Genomic DNA, 17132 nt, shown 5'->3' on the forward strand with positions numbered 1-17132 from the left:
TTCAACCTCCACATTTATGATGTTGAACTGCTTTTTCATACGTCTGTGCCGTTGTTCTTGCAATTTCATTCCAATTATAGTGAACAAGAACATCTTCATACCCTTTATTTGCGACGCGATGAGCAATTTTTGGCTGTTCTATAATCCATATTAATTTCTCACTCAAACTTTGCGAACAACCTGGTTGCATTTGAAACCCATTCACACCATCTACAATGATCTCTTGCAGACCGCCCACACGCGAAACTAAAACCGGTCTCTTGGCTAACATCCCTTCTAATGCAACAATCCCAAAAGGTTCATACAAGCTTGGAATTAATAACACATCGCACCTTTGAAGAAATGCTCGCTGCTCTTCTTCTGTAATATGACCGAGAAAATGAATAGAATGTTGTAGTCCCATCCCCTGTACAGCGGCACGATACTGCTCTAACATGGTTCCTTGACCTGCAATAATAAATAAAATCTGCGGATACCGCTGGGTAATTTGAGGTGCTGCTTCAATAATGGTATAGAAGCCTTTCTCATTTACAATTCGGCCAATTGAAAATACAACCAATCGATTCACTAAATTATAATGATTTGTAATTTCTAGCGAAGGCGTAACCGCGTGAAAAAAATATTGATCAATCCCATTAGGATGCACAATAACAGCATCACTATTTACTTCGAAATCCCGCACAACTTCATCTTTCATAAACTGACTACAAACAATCACAACGTTAGATTCTGTTACTAGCTCTTTTTCATGCATATGTATTTTCCATTGCAATGATGTATAAATCCCGCTATTCCGTCCACGTTCCGTTGCATGAACTGTTGTGACGAGAGACAACTGCTCTTGTTTTTGTAAATCCATCGCACAAATAGCAACAAGCCAATCATGAGCGTGAATGACATCAAACGCGTAAACTTTACATAGTTCTTGTGTATAAACAATCATAGATTTGTTTAACTGAGCAATCCACTCATAAAAATGATACTTTTCACGATAATCAACTGCAACGCGATGTACATGTACCCCATGTACCTTTTCATATGTTGTGCATTGCTCTTCGTACACAGTTACTACATGCACATCATGTCCATAACGTGCAAGAGCTCGTGATAATTCATACACATGCCTTCCAAGGCCACCTACCATCATCGGGGGATATTCCCATGCCAACATTAAAATACGCAAAGGTTCCATACATCCCTCTTTTCTCTTCATATAGAAGAATAAAGTGAAACTTCCTTTCATGAACGCTTTTTTCATGAAAGGTTAGTTGAACCAATCGGGCTCTTACGGATGGTTTGGTTTTCTTCTTTCTTGCGCTTCTTACCAGCCGTTTGAGTGGGCCATACTAAAAGTAAACGCTTTCTTAAAATTCCATTATAATCCATAGTATCATCGTAACAAGAAAGTAACAATGATACTTTTTCGTCATATTTTGACTAAAAAAGAGGAATGCCTTTGCATTCCTCTCATAAAACATTTTATCCCGCATCAACGGGCAGTAAAATCCCCACTAATGGCAGTTTCACTTTATTCATTTAACAAATAATGCTTCCCTTTTACAAGGTAAAAAACATTTTCTGCAATATTTGTACCGTGATCTGCTATTCGCTCAATATAACGGGCAATAAACGATAGTTGTGTAATTTGTCCAATTGCCTCTGGCTTATCTGGAATAGAAGAAATAAATTCACGAATTGCTTTTCCATACAGTTCATCAACTTCATCATCCATCTCAGCAATTTTTTTCGCATATGTTAAGTTTTCTTCTCTATAAGCTAGAAGCACATTTTGCAACATATCTATTGCAATTTTAAACATACTTTCAAGGCTTTGTAATGAAACCGAAACCTCTTTTTCTCCAAGACGTATGGTTGACTTAGCAATGTTTACCGCGTGATCTGCAATACGTTCTAGATCTGTTGCCGTTTTAATCGAAACAAAAATTCTTCGTAAATCACTAGCAACGGGCTGTTGTTTCGTAATCAGCATTAAGGCAAAATCATTAATTTCCTCTTCCAAATTATCCATACGGTAATCACCATCAATTACTGCAATTGCTTTCTCTACATCTCTTGTACGCAATCCTTCCATTGCAATTTCAAGAGCTTGTTTTGCTAATTCACCTAGTTCAATAACTTTTTGCTGTAATGTTTGTAAGTCATATTGAAACTGTTCGCGTACCATGTTGTTTCCTCCCTCACCTGTTACACATGCACTTTCATTTAAAATAAAGCATCCAATAAGAAGACAAGTTGCTCCTTCAAACAAATACTATTAACCGAATCGTCCTGTAATATAATCTTCTGTTCGTTTATCTGTTGGAGTTGTAAATAACTTATTTGTATCCGTATATTCCACAACTTCTCCGCTTAAGAAGAAAGCTGTTTTATCAGAAATACGAGCCGCTTGTTGCATGTTATGCGTCACAATCACAATACTAAAATCTTTCTTTAACTCCTGAATCAACTCTTCTACTTTTAATGTAGAAATTGGGTCTAATGCTGATGTTGGTTCATCCATTAAAATGACATCTGGTTCAATTGCTAAGCAACGCGCGATACATAAACGTTGCTGCTGTCCACCGGATAATCCGTATGCATTATCATGTAATCTATCTTTCAATTCATCCCAAATCGCCGCACCGCGTAAACTTTTCTCAACAATTTCATCCAACGTTTTCTTATCGCGAATACCATGAATTTTCGGACCATATACAATATTTTCATAGATTGATTTTGGGAATGGATTTGGCTTCTGAAATACCATTCCCACATGCGTACGCAGTTCTTCAACAGGATATGATTTATCAAAAATATTGCGATCGCGATACTCAATTACACCTGTTGTCCGAACGATTGGCACTAGCTCTACCATGCGGTTTAATGTTTTTAGATAAGTAGATTTCCCGCACCCACTCGGTCCAATAATCGCTGTCACTTCATTTTCATGAATACTTAAATTAATATCTTTTAATGCATGGTCTTCCCCATACCATAAGTTTAAATTTTTCGTATCAAATACAACTTTTTTTGTTTGAGGTTCTACCTTTTCTTCATTTTTCACCTGAACTTTTACTACTGTAGCTACCATTTTGAAATTCCCCTTTCATCCAGTCCTTCTTACTTACGATTTCGCAGCCATATTGCAAGAGTATTGATAAGAAGTAGCAACAGTAGTAGCACAATAATTCCAGCTGCTGCTACATGTTGAAATTCCTCTTGCGGCCTATTCATCCAATTAAAGATTTGAATTGGTAAAACTGTAAATCTATCCATTACATCAAGCGGTACATAGTTTGCAAAAGCAAGTGCCCCAATGACAAGTAGCGGGGCCGCCTCTCCAATCGCTCGTGATAACGCTAAAATACAACCTGTTAAGATTCCTGGCATTGCTTCTTTAATCACAACATGGTACATCGTTTGCCACTTCGTTGCTCCTACTCCATAAGAAGCTTCTAGCAACGATTTTGGTACAGAGCGCAGTGCTTCTTGCGCTGCAACAACAACAGTTGGCAAAACGAGAAGGCTCATCGTTAATGCGGCCGCTAATATACTTTCACCTAACTGTAAGCCATATACAAACATCGTTAATCCTAATAATCCAAAAACAACTGATGGTACTCCTGCCAACGTTTGAATGTTGATCTCAATTATTTTTGTAAACCATGATTGTTTTGCATAGTATTCTAAATAAAGAGCTGTTCCTACTCCAAATAAAAAGGAAGTAGGAGCGACAACACTCATAAATAAAATCGTTCCCGATAAAGCTGCTGCAATACCAGCTTGCTCTGGATTTCGCGATGCAAAACGGATTAAAAAATCTAATGAAATATATGTTATTCCTTGTTGAAAAATTTGGTATAGTAAAAAAACCAATATACAAAGTGAAAATAACATCGCTATGCGAAATACAGTTTTATATACACGATCTTTCCAAAAGCGTGGAGGCATATGTTCTTCTATGTTTCGCTCATTTAGCAGTCGCATATTATGTCGCCCCCTTCAAACGACGCATAATACGCTGTGCAATCATATTCATAATCAACGTAAACATAAATAGCGTCGCTCCGACAGCGTACATACTATAATATGACATCGTTCCATAAGGGGCATCTCCTAAACTAACTTGCACAATATATGCTGTGAGCGTTTGTATAGACTGTGTCGGATTTAACGATAAACTCGGCGTCGAACCACCCGCAATGACGACAATCATCGTTTCTCCAGCTGCTCTTGAAGCAGCTAGCACAATTGCTGCTAAGACTCCAGTAAATGCAGCGGGTAACACGATATGCTTTGTCGTTTCAAAACGAGTGGCGCCAATCGCAAAAGAAGCCTCTCTCACTTTATGAGGAACAGCTCGCATCGCATCTTCACTAAGAGATGCAATCGTCGGGATCATCATAATGCCAATTACAATCCCTGGGCTAAGTGCGTTAAAAAACTGTAAATCTGGAACAATGCGCTGCAAAATAGGTGTAACAACTGTTAAAGCAAAAAAACCGTATACAATTGTCGGAATCCCTGCCAATAACTCTAATACTGGCTTTAACACCTTTCTCGCCGCATTAGAAGCATATTCACTTAAAAACACTGCACATCCTAATCCAATCGGAATAGCAACAATCATTGCAATACCAGTAACGAGTACCGTTCCATATATAAGCGGTAAAATACCAAACTTAGGATTTTCAAAAAAAGGAAGCCATTCTTTTTCAGTAAAAAAGGAAACGATTGATACTCTTTCAAAAAACATAAATGTTTCATTTGCCAAAGTTACAATTATCCCCATCGTTGTAATAATAGAGATACTGGCGATTATTCGTAACACAAAAGGAACCATTTGATTGATTCGCTGTGCTTTCTTTCGCTTGCCTGCATTTCTTTCAATCAAATGTTGAACAGAAATCGTAACATGACTCTTTTTATTACGAGCCAAAGATGAAAACCCCTTTCCATCTTGACGTTATTTTTGCATTTCTGTTAACATTCGCAGCTGTTCATTATATTTATATTGCGGCAACTTCACATATCCAATCTCTTCTACAAGCTCTCCGGCATGTTTCATCATAAAAGATACATAATTTGCCACGCTACTTTTCTCGTGGATAGAAGCGTTATTTACATATACATAAAGCGGCCGAGACAACGGCTTATATGCCCCGGATTGTATCGTTTCTTTCGTCGGTGAAATACCGTTAATTTTTACGGCTTTTACTTTGTCACGATTCGCAGCATAGTATGCATATCCAACAAAGGCAATTGCGTGTTTATTGCTCATAACACCTCTTATTAAAACATTGTCATCCTCAGATAATGTAACTGTTTTTGTAATCCGCTTTTGTTGCAATACTACACTTTGAAAATAATCATACGTACCAGAATCTATGCCCGGTGCGTAAAATTGTATCGTTTCATGCGGCCATTTCGGATGAATTTGCGACCATTTTTTCAGCGTTTCACTTTCACTCCATAACGTTTGCAACTCTTCTATTGTAAGATTATCTGCCCACGTATTCTCACGATTCACAATAAGCGTAAGACCGTCATAAGCAACTTGAAATGGCGTATACGTAATATGGTGCTTCTTAGCAAGCCGTTCTTCCTCCCTTTTCATTGGCCGAGAAGCATTTGTTATATCCACTTCTCCTTTTCCAAAACGATGAAATCCACCTCCCGTTCCGGATATACCAATAGAAAGTTTTACATGAGGTTCTCGCTTCGTATACTCTTCTGCTACTGCTTCCATAATCGGAAAAATTGTAGAAGATCCATCAATTTGCACTTCTCCTGCCATACTAGTGGCGGAAACAGGTAACGTATGAACAGATAAACAAAACAGTAATATGATAAAAACCATGGTGTGTGTTCTATTACGTTTCACGTAATATTTCCTCCTAGGAGCCTCCTGCGAACAGGAGTACATATATAAGAATAATGTTGAACTATTAATTCGGTTTTAATAGTTTGTAAAAGTTTTGTAAATATCTATATACAAATTAAAAAACCAGGATAAAAACCTTTTCTTTTTAGATGGGCGAGAGCACCTGGCCATGCTTAGAAGCGGTCAGGGCCTTTTTCTGCCACGGGCCATGCTAAACAAAAAGAGGGAACGAGTGCTTGTCACTTTTTGTTTTGCATAGCAGCGATTTAGATGGTGAAAGATCAATGTCGATTTATCCCGCATTAACGGGCAGTAATACTCCCGCCTCAAAATTCAGCAAAAGCAAAGAAGTTAGGCGGGAGATAAACTGCCCGTAAAAGCCCGATTGGTTCAACTAATAATCAGTGGGGGATGAAGAAAACCCCCACTGATTAAAGTTTCACTTTATATACTCTTCTTCAACCCTCCTTTTGAAAATATATACTGTACATAATTTTTCTTAGGCTTGTACACTTCTGTCATCACTATATGCAACATGTATAAAAAAAAGCACACTATCTTCATAGATAGTGTGCCAATCTTTCACATTTTTATTCTTCTTCATTTGTTTTCTTCGTATCTTCTAGTTTACCAGTGTTTCCACTTACTTCTTGCTTTTTCAAATCAAAATATGCGTCCATTATTCGGCGTGCAATAGTTTTAGTTACTGGGTTATGATCATCCGTGAGCCACGGAACAACAACAGAGAATGCAACTTCTGGATCAGATGCTGGCGCATATCCAACAAATGTTAAATTATATATGTTTCTATCACCTAACTGCGCTTTTACTTCTTTAGCATTTGGACCAGCATAAGCGGCCTGTGCAGTTCCTGTTTTTCCTGCTGGATCATATGTCGCAGTACCAAAAGAACTATAACCTGTTCCGTTTGGTGTTTGCATTACCATTTTAAAGCCAGCTTGGACGTGTTTAATATAATCCTCTTTCATATCTATCCGATTTAAAACTGTTGGCTCCATCGACTCTACTACTTTTCCTAACTCTTCAGGTTTTGAAGTCGGAGTGCGAATTTCTTTTACAACCTGTGGTTTCATCCGATAACCACCGTTGGCAATTGTTGATACATATTGCACCAATTGCAGTGGTGTATACGTGTCAAACTGTCCGATTGCTAAATCGAGTAGCTTACCAGGTTCTCCTGGTGCGTATCCTTTTAATCCTGACATTTCATTTGGCAAATCTATTCCCGTTGGTACTCCAAGACCTAATTGACTAAAGTTATAACGCATTGTATCAAAAGCTTTTTGTTTAATGTTTAATGTACCATTCGGCACATACGGTGCATTAGCAATTTCCATTGCGGTTTTAAACATGTATACGTTTGAAGATCGCTGCAGGGCAGTTAAGTCGTCAATTTGTCCCATTCCTGATCCTGTCCACGATTTTTTCACGTTCGTACCTTTAAATACAAGTGGTTCATCGACAATTAATTGTCCCGGTGTAATAGCTCCTGCTTGATATCCTGTCAAAAGAGTAGCCCCTTTTACAGTCGAACCCATTTCATATGAACTCGTCATCGTACCAAGTGCATAATCTTTTATCACACTTTGTCCATTTTCTTCCCCAAACTGTTTACCAGCCATCGATAAAATTTCTCCGTTTTTCGGATTCATCATCACAACAAACGCGCGGTCCATATACGCTGCTGAGCCTGAAGCTTTTGCTTTTTTCATTTCTTCTTCAATAATTTGCTCAACTTTCTTTTGCAGCTCCATATCAATGGTCAAATTTACATTCTTTCCACTTTCTCCTTTAGAAAGATATACAGTCTCAAGAATATTTCCCTTTTGATCCGTAATATTTTTCACTTGTGCTTTCATACCATGCAATACATCTTCATATTGCTGCTCAAGATAACTTTTCCCAACGCGATCATTACGATTGTAATCACGAACTAAGTAATAATCTAGATTCTCTCGCGGTAATCCTTCATCAGAACTCGTTACACCACCAAGTACAGTGCGGAACATATCTCCATATGCATAGTGACGATCCCAATCAACTGTAGTGTCTACTCCTGGAAGCTTCGCTAAATTTTCACTAACTATAGCATATTCTTCAGGCGTCACATCTTTTTTAATGATTTGCGGCGTCATCGCATAGCCGCCCTCCATCTTACTCTTAATCGCTAACACTTTTAAATCTTCAGGAGTTAATTCATTTATTTCTGATTCTGTAATACGATTGAGTTGACGCTGTGCCAATTGTTTATCATCAATTTTTTTCGCTTTTAAATCAGCTTCATCTTTTTTCGTAATTTTTGCTTCTGCCCGTTTTTCATTTAACAAAATCCAAAAATCTTTTTTATCTCGTTCCGTTAATTTATCTGTCGGTACATCAAGCAACTTTGCAAGTTGCTTTGCTGTTTCTAAACGTTCTTCACGTTTCGATTCCTTCGTTCTTGTATACGTAATCGTTCGAAGTGGTGTATTATCCACTACTGCACGGCCATACCTGTCAAAAATCTTCCCACGCGGAACAGGGGTACTTACCGTTAAGTTTTCCTTTCTGTTCACTTCATTTTTATAATCTTCACCATGGACAATCTGTATCATACCTAATTTGACAATTACCGTTGAAAACAGTAAAAACACACAGAAAAACAACACGTTTAACCGAAATGGAACATGGGTTTTCTTTTTTTTCTTTTTCTTACTCATACGGACCCCCTCTGCCAACAGCTATATAAGCGGAAAGGGACACCCTCTTCAGGTGTCCTCGCTACTGTCATATACGTTTTCTTATTTTAACATAAAACATCACAGAAGTTAACCTTCTCCTTCTGTTGTATTTTGCGTCGTTTGTACAGCTGCAAGCCCTGCATGGCATGCTTTTTCATCATCATATTTGACATTTCGAATCGCAAAATAGATAAGTAAATGTCCAGCACCTAATATTAATAATAAAATAGGCAAGCTTTTTTCTGCCGGAAATAATGAAACTGCTAGTAAAAAACTTAAAACCGAACAGATTCTTCCTCCGTTTAGCCATAGTTCACGAACAACAATATATTCTACTCGCCGCTCCTTTGCTTGTTTAGCTCTGCCTATTATATCATATGTCATCGAACCATACGGAACAAGCAGAATTGGATACGCTACGGCAATACAAGCTGCATAAATAAGTAATTTTGTATACGTGACATGAAAGACAACTAAAAATACAACTGCATATAAAATAATTCCACCGAGTAAAATGGCTTGTTTTCGCCACTCCTTTTTCAATACACGCGCCACTACATAATAGCAAACGAAAGAAACAGCGGAATTTACAAGTCCATATTTCCCCAGTGCTAATTCACTACCAGAGGCCATATACACATATACAGAGATAACAAATATAAATGTACCTTCTCTAAGCCCTTGAAAGAAATGAGCAATTGTAATTCTCCCCCAGTTTTTATTACTCTTTCTCTCTTTCATTACTTCAACAATTTCGTAACGCCCTTCACATTCACGTTTTGTCAGAAAAAAGCTTACAACGATCGCAATAGTAAATAAGGTTAAAGATAGGAAAAAAACGAATGTATACCCATTCCACTTTTCCATACGCGAAATAATAAACCCGGATGCAATTGGACCAATCATACCTGAAAATGAGGTGAGCAATCCGAGAAATCCGTTAAAAAAATCACGTGTCTCTGGCTCTGTAATTTCAAATGTTAACAAATTAAATGAGAGCCAGTAAAATCCATATCCTATCCCAAGTATGCCACCGATAAGTAAAATATACTGCGAAGCGTTCGTTCCTGCCAGTAATACAACGATAAAAAAAACAGCTAATGTTGTTACACCGATGCGAAGTAAAATTGTACGATCTACTCGTTTCGCTAGTTTTCCGGCAACAAGAAAAGTCAACGGCTGTAAAACAACGCTTGCTAAATTATAAAAGCCAATATTCATAAAGTCCTTCGTTTGCTTCCATAAATAAATATTAACAAACGTATTGGACAACGAAATGGCCAACGTATATAACCCGCCAATTATGAGTAATAAAACTAAATCACGATTCACCTCAACATCGCCAACTAAATGTTTCCATTTCATATAAACTCTCCTTTACTTCATGTTCTAGTCTTCCAAAGAAGGTCACAATTATGTAAAGAAGAAAAGCCGAAAATAAAACTTTCATGAGTAAACGTTTTTCTCATTAATATATAAATACAACTTGAAAAACCAACATAAAAACCACTTTTTTTAGATGGGCAAGAGTGTCCGGCCATGCTTGGAGCGATCAGGACCCTTTTCTGCCACATGCGTTATTTAAAACAAAGAGAGAAGGCAAGTGCACATTATGGTGTATTCTGTATAGCAGCAATTTGTATGTTAGTAAATCAACTTGAACTGTATATATTAAGGTGAGCCAATCAACTCTCCAAAAAAGAGCAAACAAAAAAACTAGGAGAAATTCCTCCTAGTTTTTACATTTATTATTATTTTGCGTCTTGGTAACGTTTTTCAATCGCATTCCAATCTACAACGCTCCAGAAAGCATTGATGTAGTCAGGACGACGGTTTTGGTAATGTAAGTAGTATGCATGCTCCCAAACGTCTAATCCTAAAACTGGCGTTTTGCCTTCCATTAATGGAGTATCTTGGTTTGGTGTGCTTGTTACTTCTAATTCACCATTGTTTACAACTAGCCATGCCCAACCAGAACCGAAACGAGTTGCGCCTGCTTTTGCAAACTCTTCTTTAAATGCATCGAAGCTACCAAATTTCGCTTCAATTGCACTTGCAAGTTCACCTACTGGCTGTCCGCCTCCATTTGGAGAAAGAATTGTCCAGAATAAAGAGTGATTTGCATGTCCACCACCATTATTGCGTACTGCTGTGCGAATTGCTTCTGGCACTTCGTTTAAGTTTGCTACTAGCTCTTCAATGCTTTTTTCTGCTAATTCTGCATGTCCTTCTAATGCCGCATTTAAGTTTGTTACGTATGTGTTGTGATGTTTTGTATGATGGATGTTCATTGTTTCTTTGTCAAAATGAGGTTCTAACGCATCATACGCATAAGGTAAATTTGGTAATTCATGTTTTGCCATTGTTATATTCCTCCCATTGTATGTATTGCCGATAATGACTTGGCATACAAATTCATTTTACCCTAATTACATAAGGGTGAAAACAAATTTAACGTATTGCCTCGCTAACATTAAGGTAGCAAATTTCCCATTTCTTTTCAAACGAAATGCTCATACATTTCGCAAAAAAAAAGCTCCCTTCTATAAGAGAGCTTTTCCGCTATGTATCAATATGCGAAATGGATATGGACCCTGTAGGACTCGAACCTACGACCGGACGGTTATGAGCCGTCTGCTCTAACCAGCTGAGCTAAGGGTCCGTAATATATGAGCAGTCATCAACCATACACTCTAATCAGTTAAACTTCGATGGTATATTATATGTAAAAATGTAAGATAAATTTACCATATTAAAAAGAAATGTGTCAATTGTATTTTCACATGCAACATGATATATCTTGTGATTCCTTAAAAACATACGTTACAATGAGATTATAAATCAATATATTTAATGAAGGAAGTGAATGCATGTCCATATTTATCCAGCTGTTTAAAAGCTTATACGCACCAAAAGAAATGGCACTTTTTCGTTTTCAAAAAATCGGAAAGACGATTCTTTACATAATGTTACTCTGTCTGCTTGCTACCGTTCCAAAAACGATTTTACTTGGAGACTTCATCCATGAAGGCATTAATTTAATCGATCGTTCTATCGAAAAAGATGTGCCTGATTTTAAAATTGAAAACGGTGAACTTCACGCAGACATTAGTAAACCAATTATAAAAGATGAAACAGATTTTATTTTTGTATTTGATCCAAACGCAACAGATACAAAGGCTTATCCAAACCGCGATGGTATATTCATTTTAAAAAATAAAATGGTTTCAACGGCACAACAACAAACACAATCCTTCCCATATAGTGATTTAGGAAATACAACTTTTGAAAAGAAAGATGCAAAGGAAATCGTTTCATTCATTGATAGCATCTCTTCAGTTGCTATATTCTTAATCGGGATATTTATTTACTTATTCGAACTATTCATTACTTTTCTTGGTGTTTCACTATTGGCATTTATCGGCTCTGCAATGAGCGGAGTTCGTAAATTATCTTACAAACAAGTTTGGACTTTAACTGCCTATAGTTTTACAATCCCGACTATATTCTTTATGATTATGGACTTATTAAAAATAAATGTTCCATTCTCATTATTTATATTCATTGGTGTTGTTCTCGTCGTTCTTTATTTAACAATAAAAGAAGTGCCAAGACCAAAAGAAAAAAATTCACTATAAAAAATGCCCTCAAGGCATTTTTTTTTTGGACAAGCATATATTTCTCTACAAAGGAGTGGAAAAATATGAAAAGGCTTGGCGGTGTCTTGTTACTACTTGTTCTCGGTTACGTCTTGTACTATGATATGACAATCGGCACGTTACCGTTGCTTCATACATATTCCAAAACAAAAGAAACCTCAGCTAAAGTTGCAAATGATAAGCAAAAAGAAAATACATCACAGGCAAAATTTAAAGTCATTGAAGTAAAAACGGGCGATACTGTTCTCTCCATTACAGAAGAAATTAACAAGAAAAAAATCCCTTCTATTGAAAAGGTTGTTACGGATTTCAAAGACTTAAATCAAGACAAATCTCCAGCAAAATTACAAGTCGGAAAAAAATACAAATTCCCCCTCTACCAGTAATAACATCACATAATTCTTGTCAACTGTAGTAAGGCGCTGATACAATAGGAAAAGTGAAACTATATAAATACAAATTGAAAAATCAAAATGGATTTATATAGACATTTTGCTTCACCAGATAAATACTGCATACAATATAACTGTGTTTATCTACAAAATAAGAAACTTCTTTTATAAGGAGAGCGATCTATTCGTGAATGAAATAACTCATCGTACAAAAACACGTCCTGTTAAAGTTGGAAATTTAACAATTGGCGGTAATAATGAATTAATTATACAAAGCATGACAACAACGAAAACCCATGATGTGGAAGCAACAGTTGCTGAAATTAAACGTTTAGAAGAGGCAGGTTGTCAAATTGTTCGTGTAGCCGTTCCTGATGAGCGCGCTGCAAATGCAATTGCCGATATTAAAAAACAAATTAATATCCCTCTTGTTGCTGACATTCACTTTGACTATCGCCTAGCATTAAAAGCAATTGAAGGCGGTATTGACAAAGTTCGTATTAACCCAGGAAACATCGGTCGTCGTCATAAAGTTGAAGCAGTTGTAAATGCTGCGAAAGAACGCGGCATTCCAATCCGCATCGGTGTAAACGCTGGTTCATTAGAACGTCATATTCTAGAAAAATATGGATATCCAACTGCTGATGGTATGGTAGAAAGCGCTTTGCATCACATTAAAATTTTAGAAGATCTCGATTTTCATGATATTATCGTATCGATGAAAGCCTCTGATGTGAATTTAGCAATTGAAGCTTACGAAAAAGCATCTCGTGCTTTCAATTATCCATTACACCTTGGCATTACGGAATCCGGAACTTTATTTGCTGGAACTGTAAAAAGTGCGGCTGGTCTTGGGGCAATCTTAAGCAAAGGTATCGGGAATACGTTACGTATCTCATTAAGTGCAGACCCAGTTGAAGAAGTAAAAGTAGCACGTGAGCTATTAAAGTCATTCGGACTTGCTTCTAATGCCGCTACATTGATTTCTTGTCCAACTTGCGGACGTATTGAAATTGACTTAATTAGCATTGCAAATGAAGTAGAAGAATACATCTCAAAAATTAAGGCACCGATTAAAGTTGCTGTCCTTGGCTGCGCAGTAAACGGTCCTGGTGAAGCGCGTGAAGCAGATATTGGGATTGCTGGAGCACGTGGAGAAGGTCTTCTCTTCCGTAAAGGTGAAATTGTACGTAAAGTACCAGAAGAAACAATGGTGGAAGAGTTAAAGAAAGAAATTGATAAAATTGCAGCAGAATACGCAGCAAAACAAGAAAAATAAAATGCAAAACTGCTAATAAAAAAGCTTGTCAGTTCAAAAACTGACAAGCTTTTTATTGTGCACATTTCGGACAGCGTCCATATATTTCAAATTTATGCCCCGTTACTTCATAACCTGTAAAGTCTTTATTCATAAATTCCATTGGACACGATGTAATTTCCTTCGTTCCTCCGCAATCTAAACAGATGAAATGGTGATGATGTTCTGTAGTAGAACATTTGAAACGAAAATGTTTTTCACCATTTAACTCTGTCTGTTCTAAAATACCGATTTCTACAAACAGAGTTAGGTTGCGATAAATGGTATCAAAACTAAGTCCCGGATAATCACTTTTCATATTGGCTAAAACATCTCTTGCCGTCAAATATTTATTATGATTGGCGAATAAACGCAACATGTCTTCTCTTTTCCCAGTATGTTTATAACCCTTCTCTTTCATATGGTGTAAAGCTTCTGTAAGATTCATAGTTATCCCTACTTTACGCAGTTTTTTTCTTCTTCCATAAGATTGCACCGATTAAAATAAGAACTGATAACACAACAATTGTGCCACCTGGAGCAAGGTCAAGTTGATAAGAAGCTAACATGCCTCCGATTACTGCAATTTCACCAAATACAATGGAGAAAAAGATTGTTTGCTTAAAACCTTTCGCAATTCGGATACTTGCTGCAACTGGTAATGTCATTAACGATGAAACGAGCAGAATACCGACAACACGCATTGAAATCGCAATAACAAGTGCAACTAAAATTATAAAAATAAAGTGAATCCATTTTGCACGTAAACCTGTCGCTACAGCGTATTCTTCATCAAAAGATAATAAAAACAGTTCTTTATATAATAATATAATGACTGCAACTACAATCACAGCAACAAATCCAATAATAAGCAAATCACTACTTGTAACTGCGCTCACACTACCAAACAAATAACTAAATAAATCTGTATTAAATCCATTGGCAAGAGAAATGAAAATGACACCAATCCCAATACCAGCTGACATAATAATAGGAATTGCTAGTTCCTGAAAATGTTTATATACCGTTCTTAATTTTTCAATGAGCAGCGCGCCGCCAATAGAAAATATCATCCCCATATATAATGGATTTAAAAAACCACCTGTAAATACGGTTTTTTCTAGTAATAAACTCGCTGCAATACCTGATAACGTAACGTGACTTAATGCATCAGCAATCAACGATAAACGACGAATAACAACAAAGACGCCAAGCATTGGGGCAACAAGTCCAATTAAAACTCCAGCATATAAAGAATTTCGTAAAAAATCATATTGCAAAAAGTCCTGTATCATCGTATCCCCCCATGATGCTCGTGATCATGCTCTAAACGATGAACATGATAACCGTATAATAATGACATTTCGGCATCTTCTAACTTTTGAAACGCATCTATATTTCCGTGGAAATGTAAACGTTGATTTAAGCAAGCGACATGTGTAACCTTCTCTGTGACAGCTCCCATATCATGAGTGACAAGAATAAGTGTAATCCCTAAATGCTTATTTAAATGTTCTAGCATTTCATAAAAACTTTCTACATTTTTCACATCAACACCGACAGTAGGCTCGTCCAAAATTAATAATTCCGGTTCACTTACAAGTGCGCGCGCAATAAAAACACGTTGCTGTTGGCCACCAGAAAGCTCGCCAATATTCCGATTCATAAACTCACTCATTCCAACATCAGCAATCGCTTTTGTCACTTTCTCTTTATCCATCTTTGTTAAGAATCGAAACAAGCCTTTCTTAGAAACAAGTCCCATCGAAACAACTTCAAATACAGTTGCTGGGAATCCAGAGTTGAAACTATTTGCCTTTTGAGAGACATAGCCAACTTTATTCCAATCTTTAAATTTTTTACTATCCATACCAAACAACCGAATCGTTCCTTGTTTCGGTTTTAAAATTCCTAATATACATTTCAATAATGTAGATTTCCCTGATCCATTCGGTCCTACTAAACCTAAAAAAGCTCCTTTAGGAACTTGCAATTGAATATCCTCTAACACATTTCGCTCTTCATAACGAAAGGTTAAATCCTTTATTTCTAATATATAATTCATCATATCTCACCTATTTTAATTCAGAATGATTCCGATTTATATTTATTTAAATTATATTATAGCTCATTACGAGTTGTAAACCAATCTGCCCTAAAATATACCTCTCATTTTAGACAACTTATCTATTATAACAAAAAGCAGAGAAAATCTCTCCGCTTTTAATGAATTGCTGATTTAAATTTTGCACCTTTTGTTTCTTGTGTATTCATAATGGTAATAAAGGCATTTTCGTCTACTTCATGAACAATCGATTTTAGCTTCGTTACCTCTAAACGTGTAATAACTGCATAGATAACTTCTTTTTCTTTATCCGTATAGCCACCTTTTCCAACTAACTTCGTTGTCCCGCGGCCAAGTCGATGTAAAATTGCGTTTGATACCTCTTCATAATGGTCCGAAACAATAATTACTGCTTTTGTTTCATCTAAACCTTGGATAACCGTATCAATCGTTTTAAATGCAATATAGTACGTCATAACGGAATACATTGCTTGTTCTACACCAAATACAACTGCCGCCCAAGCAAAAACGAAAATATTCATAAACATAACAAATTCACCGACAGAAAACGGTAATTTCTTTGTTAGTAAAATACCTAAAATTTCCGCTCCATCTAATGAACCTCCGTGCCTAATCACAAGCCCAACACCAACACCTAAAATTAATCCTCCAAAGACAGTCGCCAAAATGGGCTCTGTTGTAAAAGGCTGAATGGAATGTAATGTTGACTCAATCAAGGCTAAACATACGACTGCAAAAACAGAAGATAACATAAATGTTTTTCCGATTTGCTTATAACCTGAGTACATAAACGGTAAATTGAGGATTACAACTAAAGTGGAAAAGCTTAGCCACCAAATATTTGGTGTAAGGAAATCTAATATGAGGGAAACACCGATTATACCACCATCAATAATTTTGTTCGGAATTAAAAACAGCTCAAGTGCCACAGCTGCACAGCCAGCACCTATGACAATCATAACAAGACGATACACAAGATGAATTATACTTTCCTTTTTATGCTGTTGTTCTGCCATATTACCTCCTTAAGTATCTATTTATTTTCCCCTTTATTATAACATACCCTCCCTATT

16 protein-coding genes and 1 tRNA gene are annotated in these 17132 nt (G+C 36.7%); 3 read left to right on the top strand and 14 right to left on the bottom strand.

Annotated elements, in window-relative coordinates; genetic code table 11:
• Position 1: 1 nt before the first annotated feature.
• From BR72_RS02605 to BR72_RS02650, 10 genes are all read right to left on the bottom strand, one after another.
• Positions 2-1192 carry a glycosyltransferase family 4 protein gene (locus tag BR72_RS02605; RefSeq protein WP_051957198.1) on the bottom strand — a complete coding sequence of 397 codons (1191 nt, stop codon included), beginning with the start codon at positions 1190-1192 and terminating at the stop codon, positions 2-4.
• A gap of 336 nt (positions 1193-1528) precedes the next feature.
• Entirely contained in the window at positions 1529-2185 is a 657-nt protein-coding gene (gene phoU, locus BR72_RS02610; protein WP_035429728.1) for a phosphate signaling complex protein PhoU, read from the bottom strand.
• Between the two features lie 90 nt (positions 2186-2275).
• Complete coding sequence (pstB, locus tag BR72_RS02615) at positions 2276-3091, bottom strand: phosphate ABC transporter ATP-binding protein (RefSeq protein WP_035429730.1); 816 nt, start codon at positions 3089-3091, stop codon at positions 2276-2278.
• Between the two features lie 29 nt (positions 3092-3120).
• Positions 3121-3987, bottom strand: a complete 867-nt coding sequence (gene pstA / locus BR72_RS02620) for a phosphate ABC transporter permease PstA (RefSeq protein WP_035429733.1) — start codon at positions 3985-3987, stop codon at positions 3121-3123.
• 1 nt (position 3988) lies between these two features.
• Positions 3989-4939, bottom strand: a complete 951-nt coding sequence (gene pstC / locus BR72_RS02625) for a phosphate ABC transporter permease subunit PstC (protein ID WP_035429735.1) — start codon at positions 4937-4939, stop codon at positions 3989-3991.
• Positions 4940-4966: 27 nt separating this feature from the next.
• On the bottom strand, positions 4967-5884 hold the full coding sequence (locus tag BR72_RS02630; RefSeq protein WP_156107885.1) for a PstS family phosphate ABC transporter substrate-binding protein: 918 nt from the start codon (positions 5882-5884) through the stop codon (positions 4967-4969).
• 590 nt (positions 5885-6474) lie between these two features.
• Positions 6475-8604: a peptidoglycan D,D-transpeptidase FtsI family protein gene (locus BR72_RS02635; protein ID WP_035429738.1), complete on the bottom strand. Its 2130-nt coding sequence runs from the start codon at positions 8602-8604 to the stop codon at positions 6475-6477.
• Between the two features lie 108 nt (positions 8605-8712).
• Positions 8713-9990, bottom strand: a complete 1278-nt coding sequence (locus BR72_RS02640) for an MFS transporter (RefSeq protein ID WP_035429741.1) — start codon at positions 9988-9990, stop codon at positions 8713-8715.
• 386 nt (positions 9991-10376) lie between these two features.
• Positions 10377-10988, bottom strand: coding sequence for a superoxide dismutase [Mn] (gene sodA / locus BR72_RS02645; RefSeq protein ID WP_035429743.1), 612 nt, complete (start codon positions 10986-10988; stop codon positions 10377-10379).
• Between the two features lie 225 nt (positions 10989-11213).
• Positions 11214-11287, bottom strand: a tRNA-Ile gene (locus BR72_RS02650).
• 208 nt (positions 11288-11495) lie between these two features.
• On the opposite strand from BR72_RS02650, the gene BR72_RS02655 reads away from it, so the two are divergent.
• From BR72_RS02655 to ispG, 3 genes are all read left to right on the top strand, one after another.
• Positions 11496-12263 (top strand): DUF1189 domain-containing protein, encoded by a 768-nt coding sequence (locus BR72_RS02655; protein ID WP_035429746.1) that lies wholly within the window; start codon positions 11496-11498, stop codon positions 12261-12263.
• Positions 12264-12328: 65 nt separating this feature from the next.
• Positions 12329-12670, top strand: coding sequence for a hypothetical protein (locus tag BR72_RS02660; RefSeq protein WP_035429748.1), 342 nt, complete (start codon positions 12329-12331; stop codon positions 12668-12670).
• Positions 12671-12863: 193 nt separating this feature from the next.
• Positions 12864-13955: a flavodoxin-dependent (E)-4-hydroxy-3-methylbut-2-enyl-diphosphate synthase gene (gene ispG / locus BR72_RS02665; protein ID WP_035429750.1), complete on the top strand. Its 1092-nt coding sequence runs from the start codon at positions 12864-12866 to the stop codon at positions 13953-13955.
• Positions 13956-14007: 52 nt separating this feature from the next.
• Here the strand turns inward: ispG and BR72_RS02670 are convergent, their stop codons facing one another.
• The 4 genes from BR72_RS02670 to BR72_RS02685 all read right to left on the bottom strand — a co-directional run bounded on the left by BR72_RS02670 (position 14008) and on the right by BR72_RS02685 (position 17075).
• Positions 14008-14421, bottom strand: coding sequence for a Fur family transcriptional regulator (locus tag BR72_RS02670; protein WP_035429752.1), 414 nt, complete (start codon positions 14419-14421; stop codon positions 14008-14010).
• Between the two features lie 13 nt (positions 14422-14434).
• Complete coding sequence (locus BR72_RS02675) at positions 14435-15268, bottom strand: metal ABC transporter permease (RefSeq protein ID WP_035429754.1); 834 nt, start codon at positions 15266-15268, stop codon at positions 14435-14437.
• Positions 15265-16038, bottom strand: coding sequence for a metal ABC transporter ATP-binding protein (locus tag BR72_RS02680; RefSeq protein WP_035429755.1), 774 nt, complete (start codon positions 16036-16038; stop codon positions 15265-15267). Before BR72_RS02680 ends, BR72_RS02675 begins: the two co-directional genes overlap by 4 nt.
• 158 nt (positions 16039-16196) lie before the next feature.
• Complete coding sequence (locus BR72_RS02685) at positions 16197-17075, bottom strand: YitT family protein (protein WP_035429756.1); 879 nt, start codon at positions 17073-17075, stop codon at positions 16197-16199.
• Between the last annotated feature and the right edge of the window lie 57 nt (positions 17076-17132).

This window comes from Bacillus sp. UNC322MFChir4.1, from assembly GCF_000746135.1.
GTDB lineage: Bacteria > Bacillota > Bacilli > Bacillales > Bacillaceae_G > Bacillus_A.

Excerpts from the sequence above, each read along its gene's own strand:
- BR72_RS02605 (WP_051957198.1), bottom strand. The coding sequence starts at position 1,192 with ATGGAACCTTTGCGTATTTTAATGTTGGCATGGGAATATCCCCCGATG.
- phoU (WP_035429728.1), bottom strand. The coding sequence starts at position 2,185 with ATGGTACGCGAACAGTTTCAATATGACTTACAAACATTACAGCAAAAA.
- pstB (WP_035429730.1), bottom strand. The coding sequence starts at position 3,091 with ATGGTAGCTACAGTAGTAAAAGTTCAGGTGAAAAATGAAGAAAAGGTA.
- pstA (WP_035429733.1), bottom strand. The coding sequence starts at position 3,987 with ATGCGACTGCTAAATGAGCGAAACATAGAAGAACATATGCCTCCACGC.
- BR72_RS02635 (WP_035429738.1), bottom strand. The coding sequence starts at position 8,604 with ATGAGTAAGAAAAAGAAAAAAAAGAAAACCCATGTTCCATTTCGGTTA.
- BR72_RS02640 (WP_035429741.1), bottom strand. The coding sequence starts at position 9,990 with ATGAAATGGAAACATTTAGTTGGCGATGTTGAGGTGAATCGTGATTTA.
- sodA (WP_035429743.1), bottom strand. The coding sequence starts at position 10,988 with ATGGCAAAACATGAATTACCAAATTTACCTTATGCGTATGATGCGTTA.
- BR72_RS02655 (WP_035429746.1), top strand. The coding sequence starts at position 11,496 with ATGTCCATATTTATCCAGCTGTTTAAAAGCTTATACGCACCAAAAGAA.
- BR72_RS02660 (WP_035429748.1), top strand. The coding sequence starts at position 12,329 with ATGAAAAGGCTTGGCGGTGTCTTGTTACTACTTGTTCTCGGTTACGTC.
- BR72_RS02670 (WP_035429752.1), bottom strand. The coding sequence starts at position 14,421 with ATGAATCTTACAGAAGCTTTACACCATATGAAAGAGAAGGGTTATAAA.
- BR72_RS02675 (WP_035429754.1), bottom strand. The coding sequence starts at position 15,268 with ATGATACAGGACTTTTTGCAATATGATTTTTTACGAAATTCTTTATAT.
- BR72_RS02680 (WP_035429755.1), bottom strand. The coding sequence starts at position 16,038 with ATGAATTATATATTAGAAATAAAGGATTTAACCTTTCGTTATGAAGAG.
- BR72_RS02685 (WP_035429756.1), bottom strand. The coding sequence starts at position 17,075 with ATGGCAGAACAACAGCATAAAAAGGAAAGTATAATTCATCTTGTGTAT.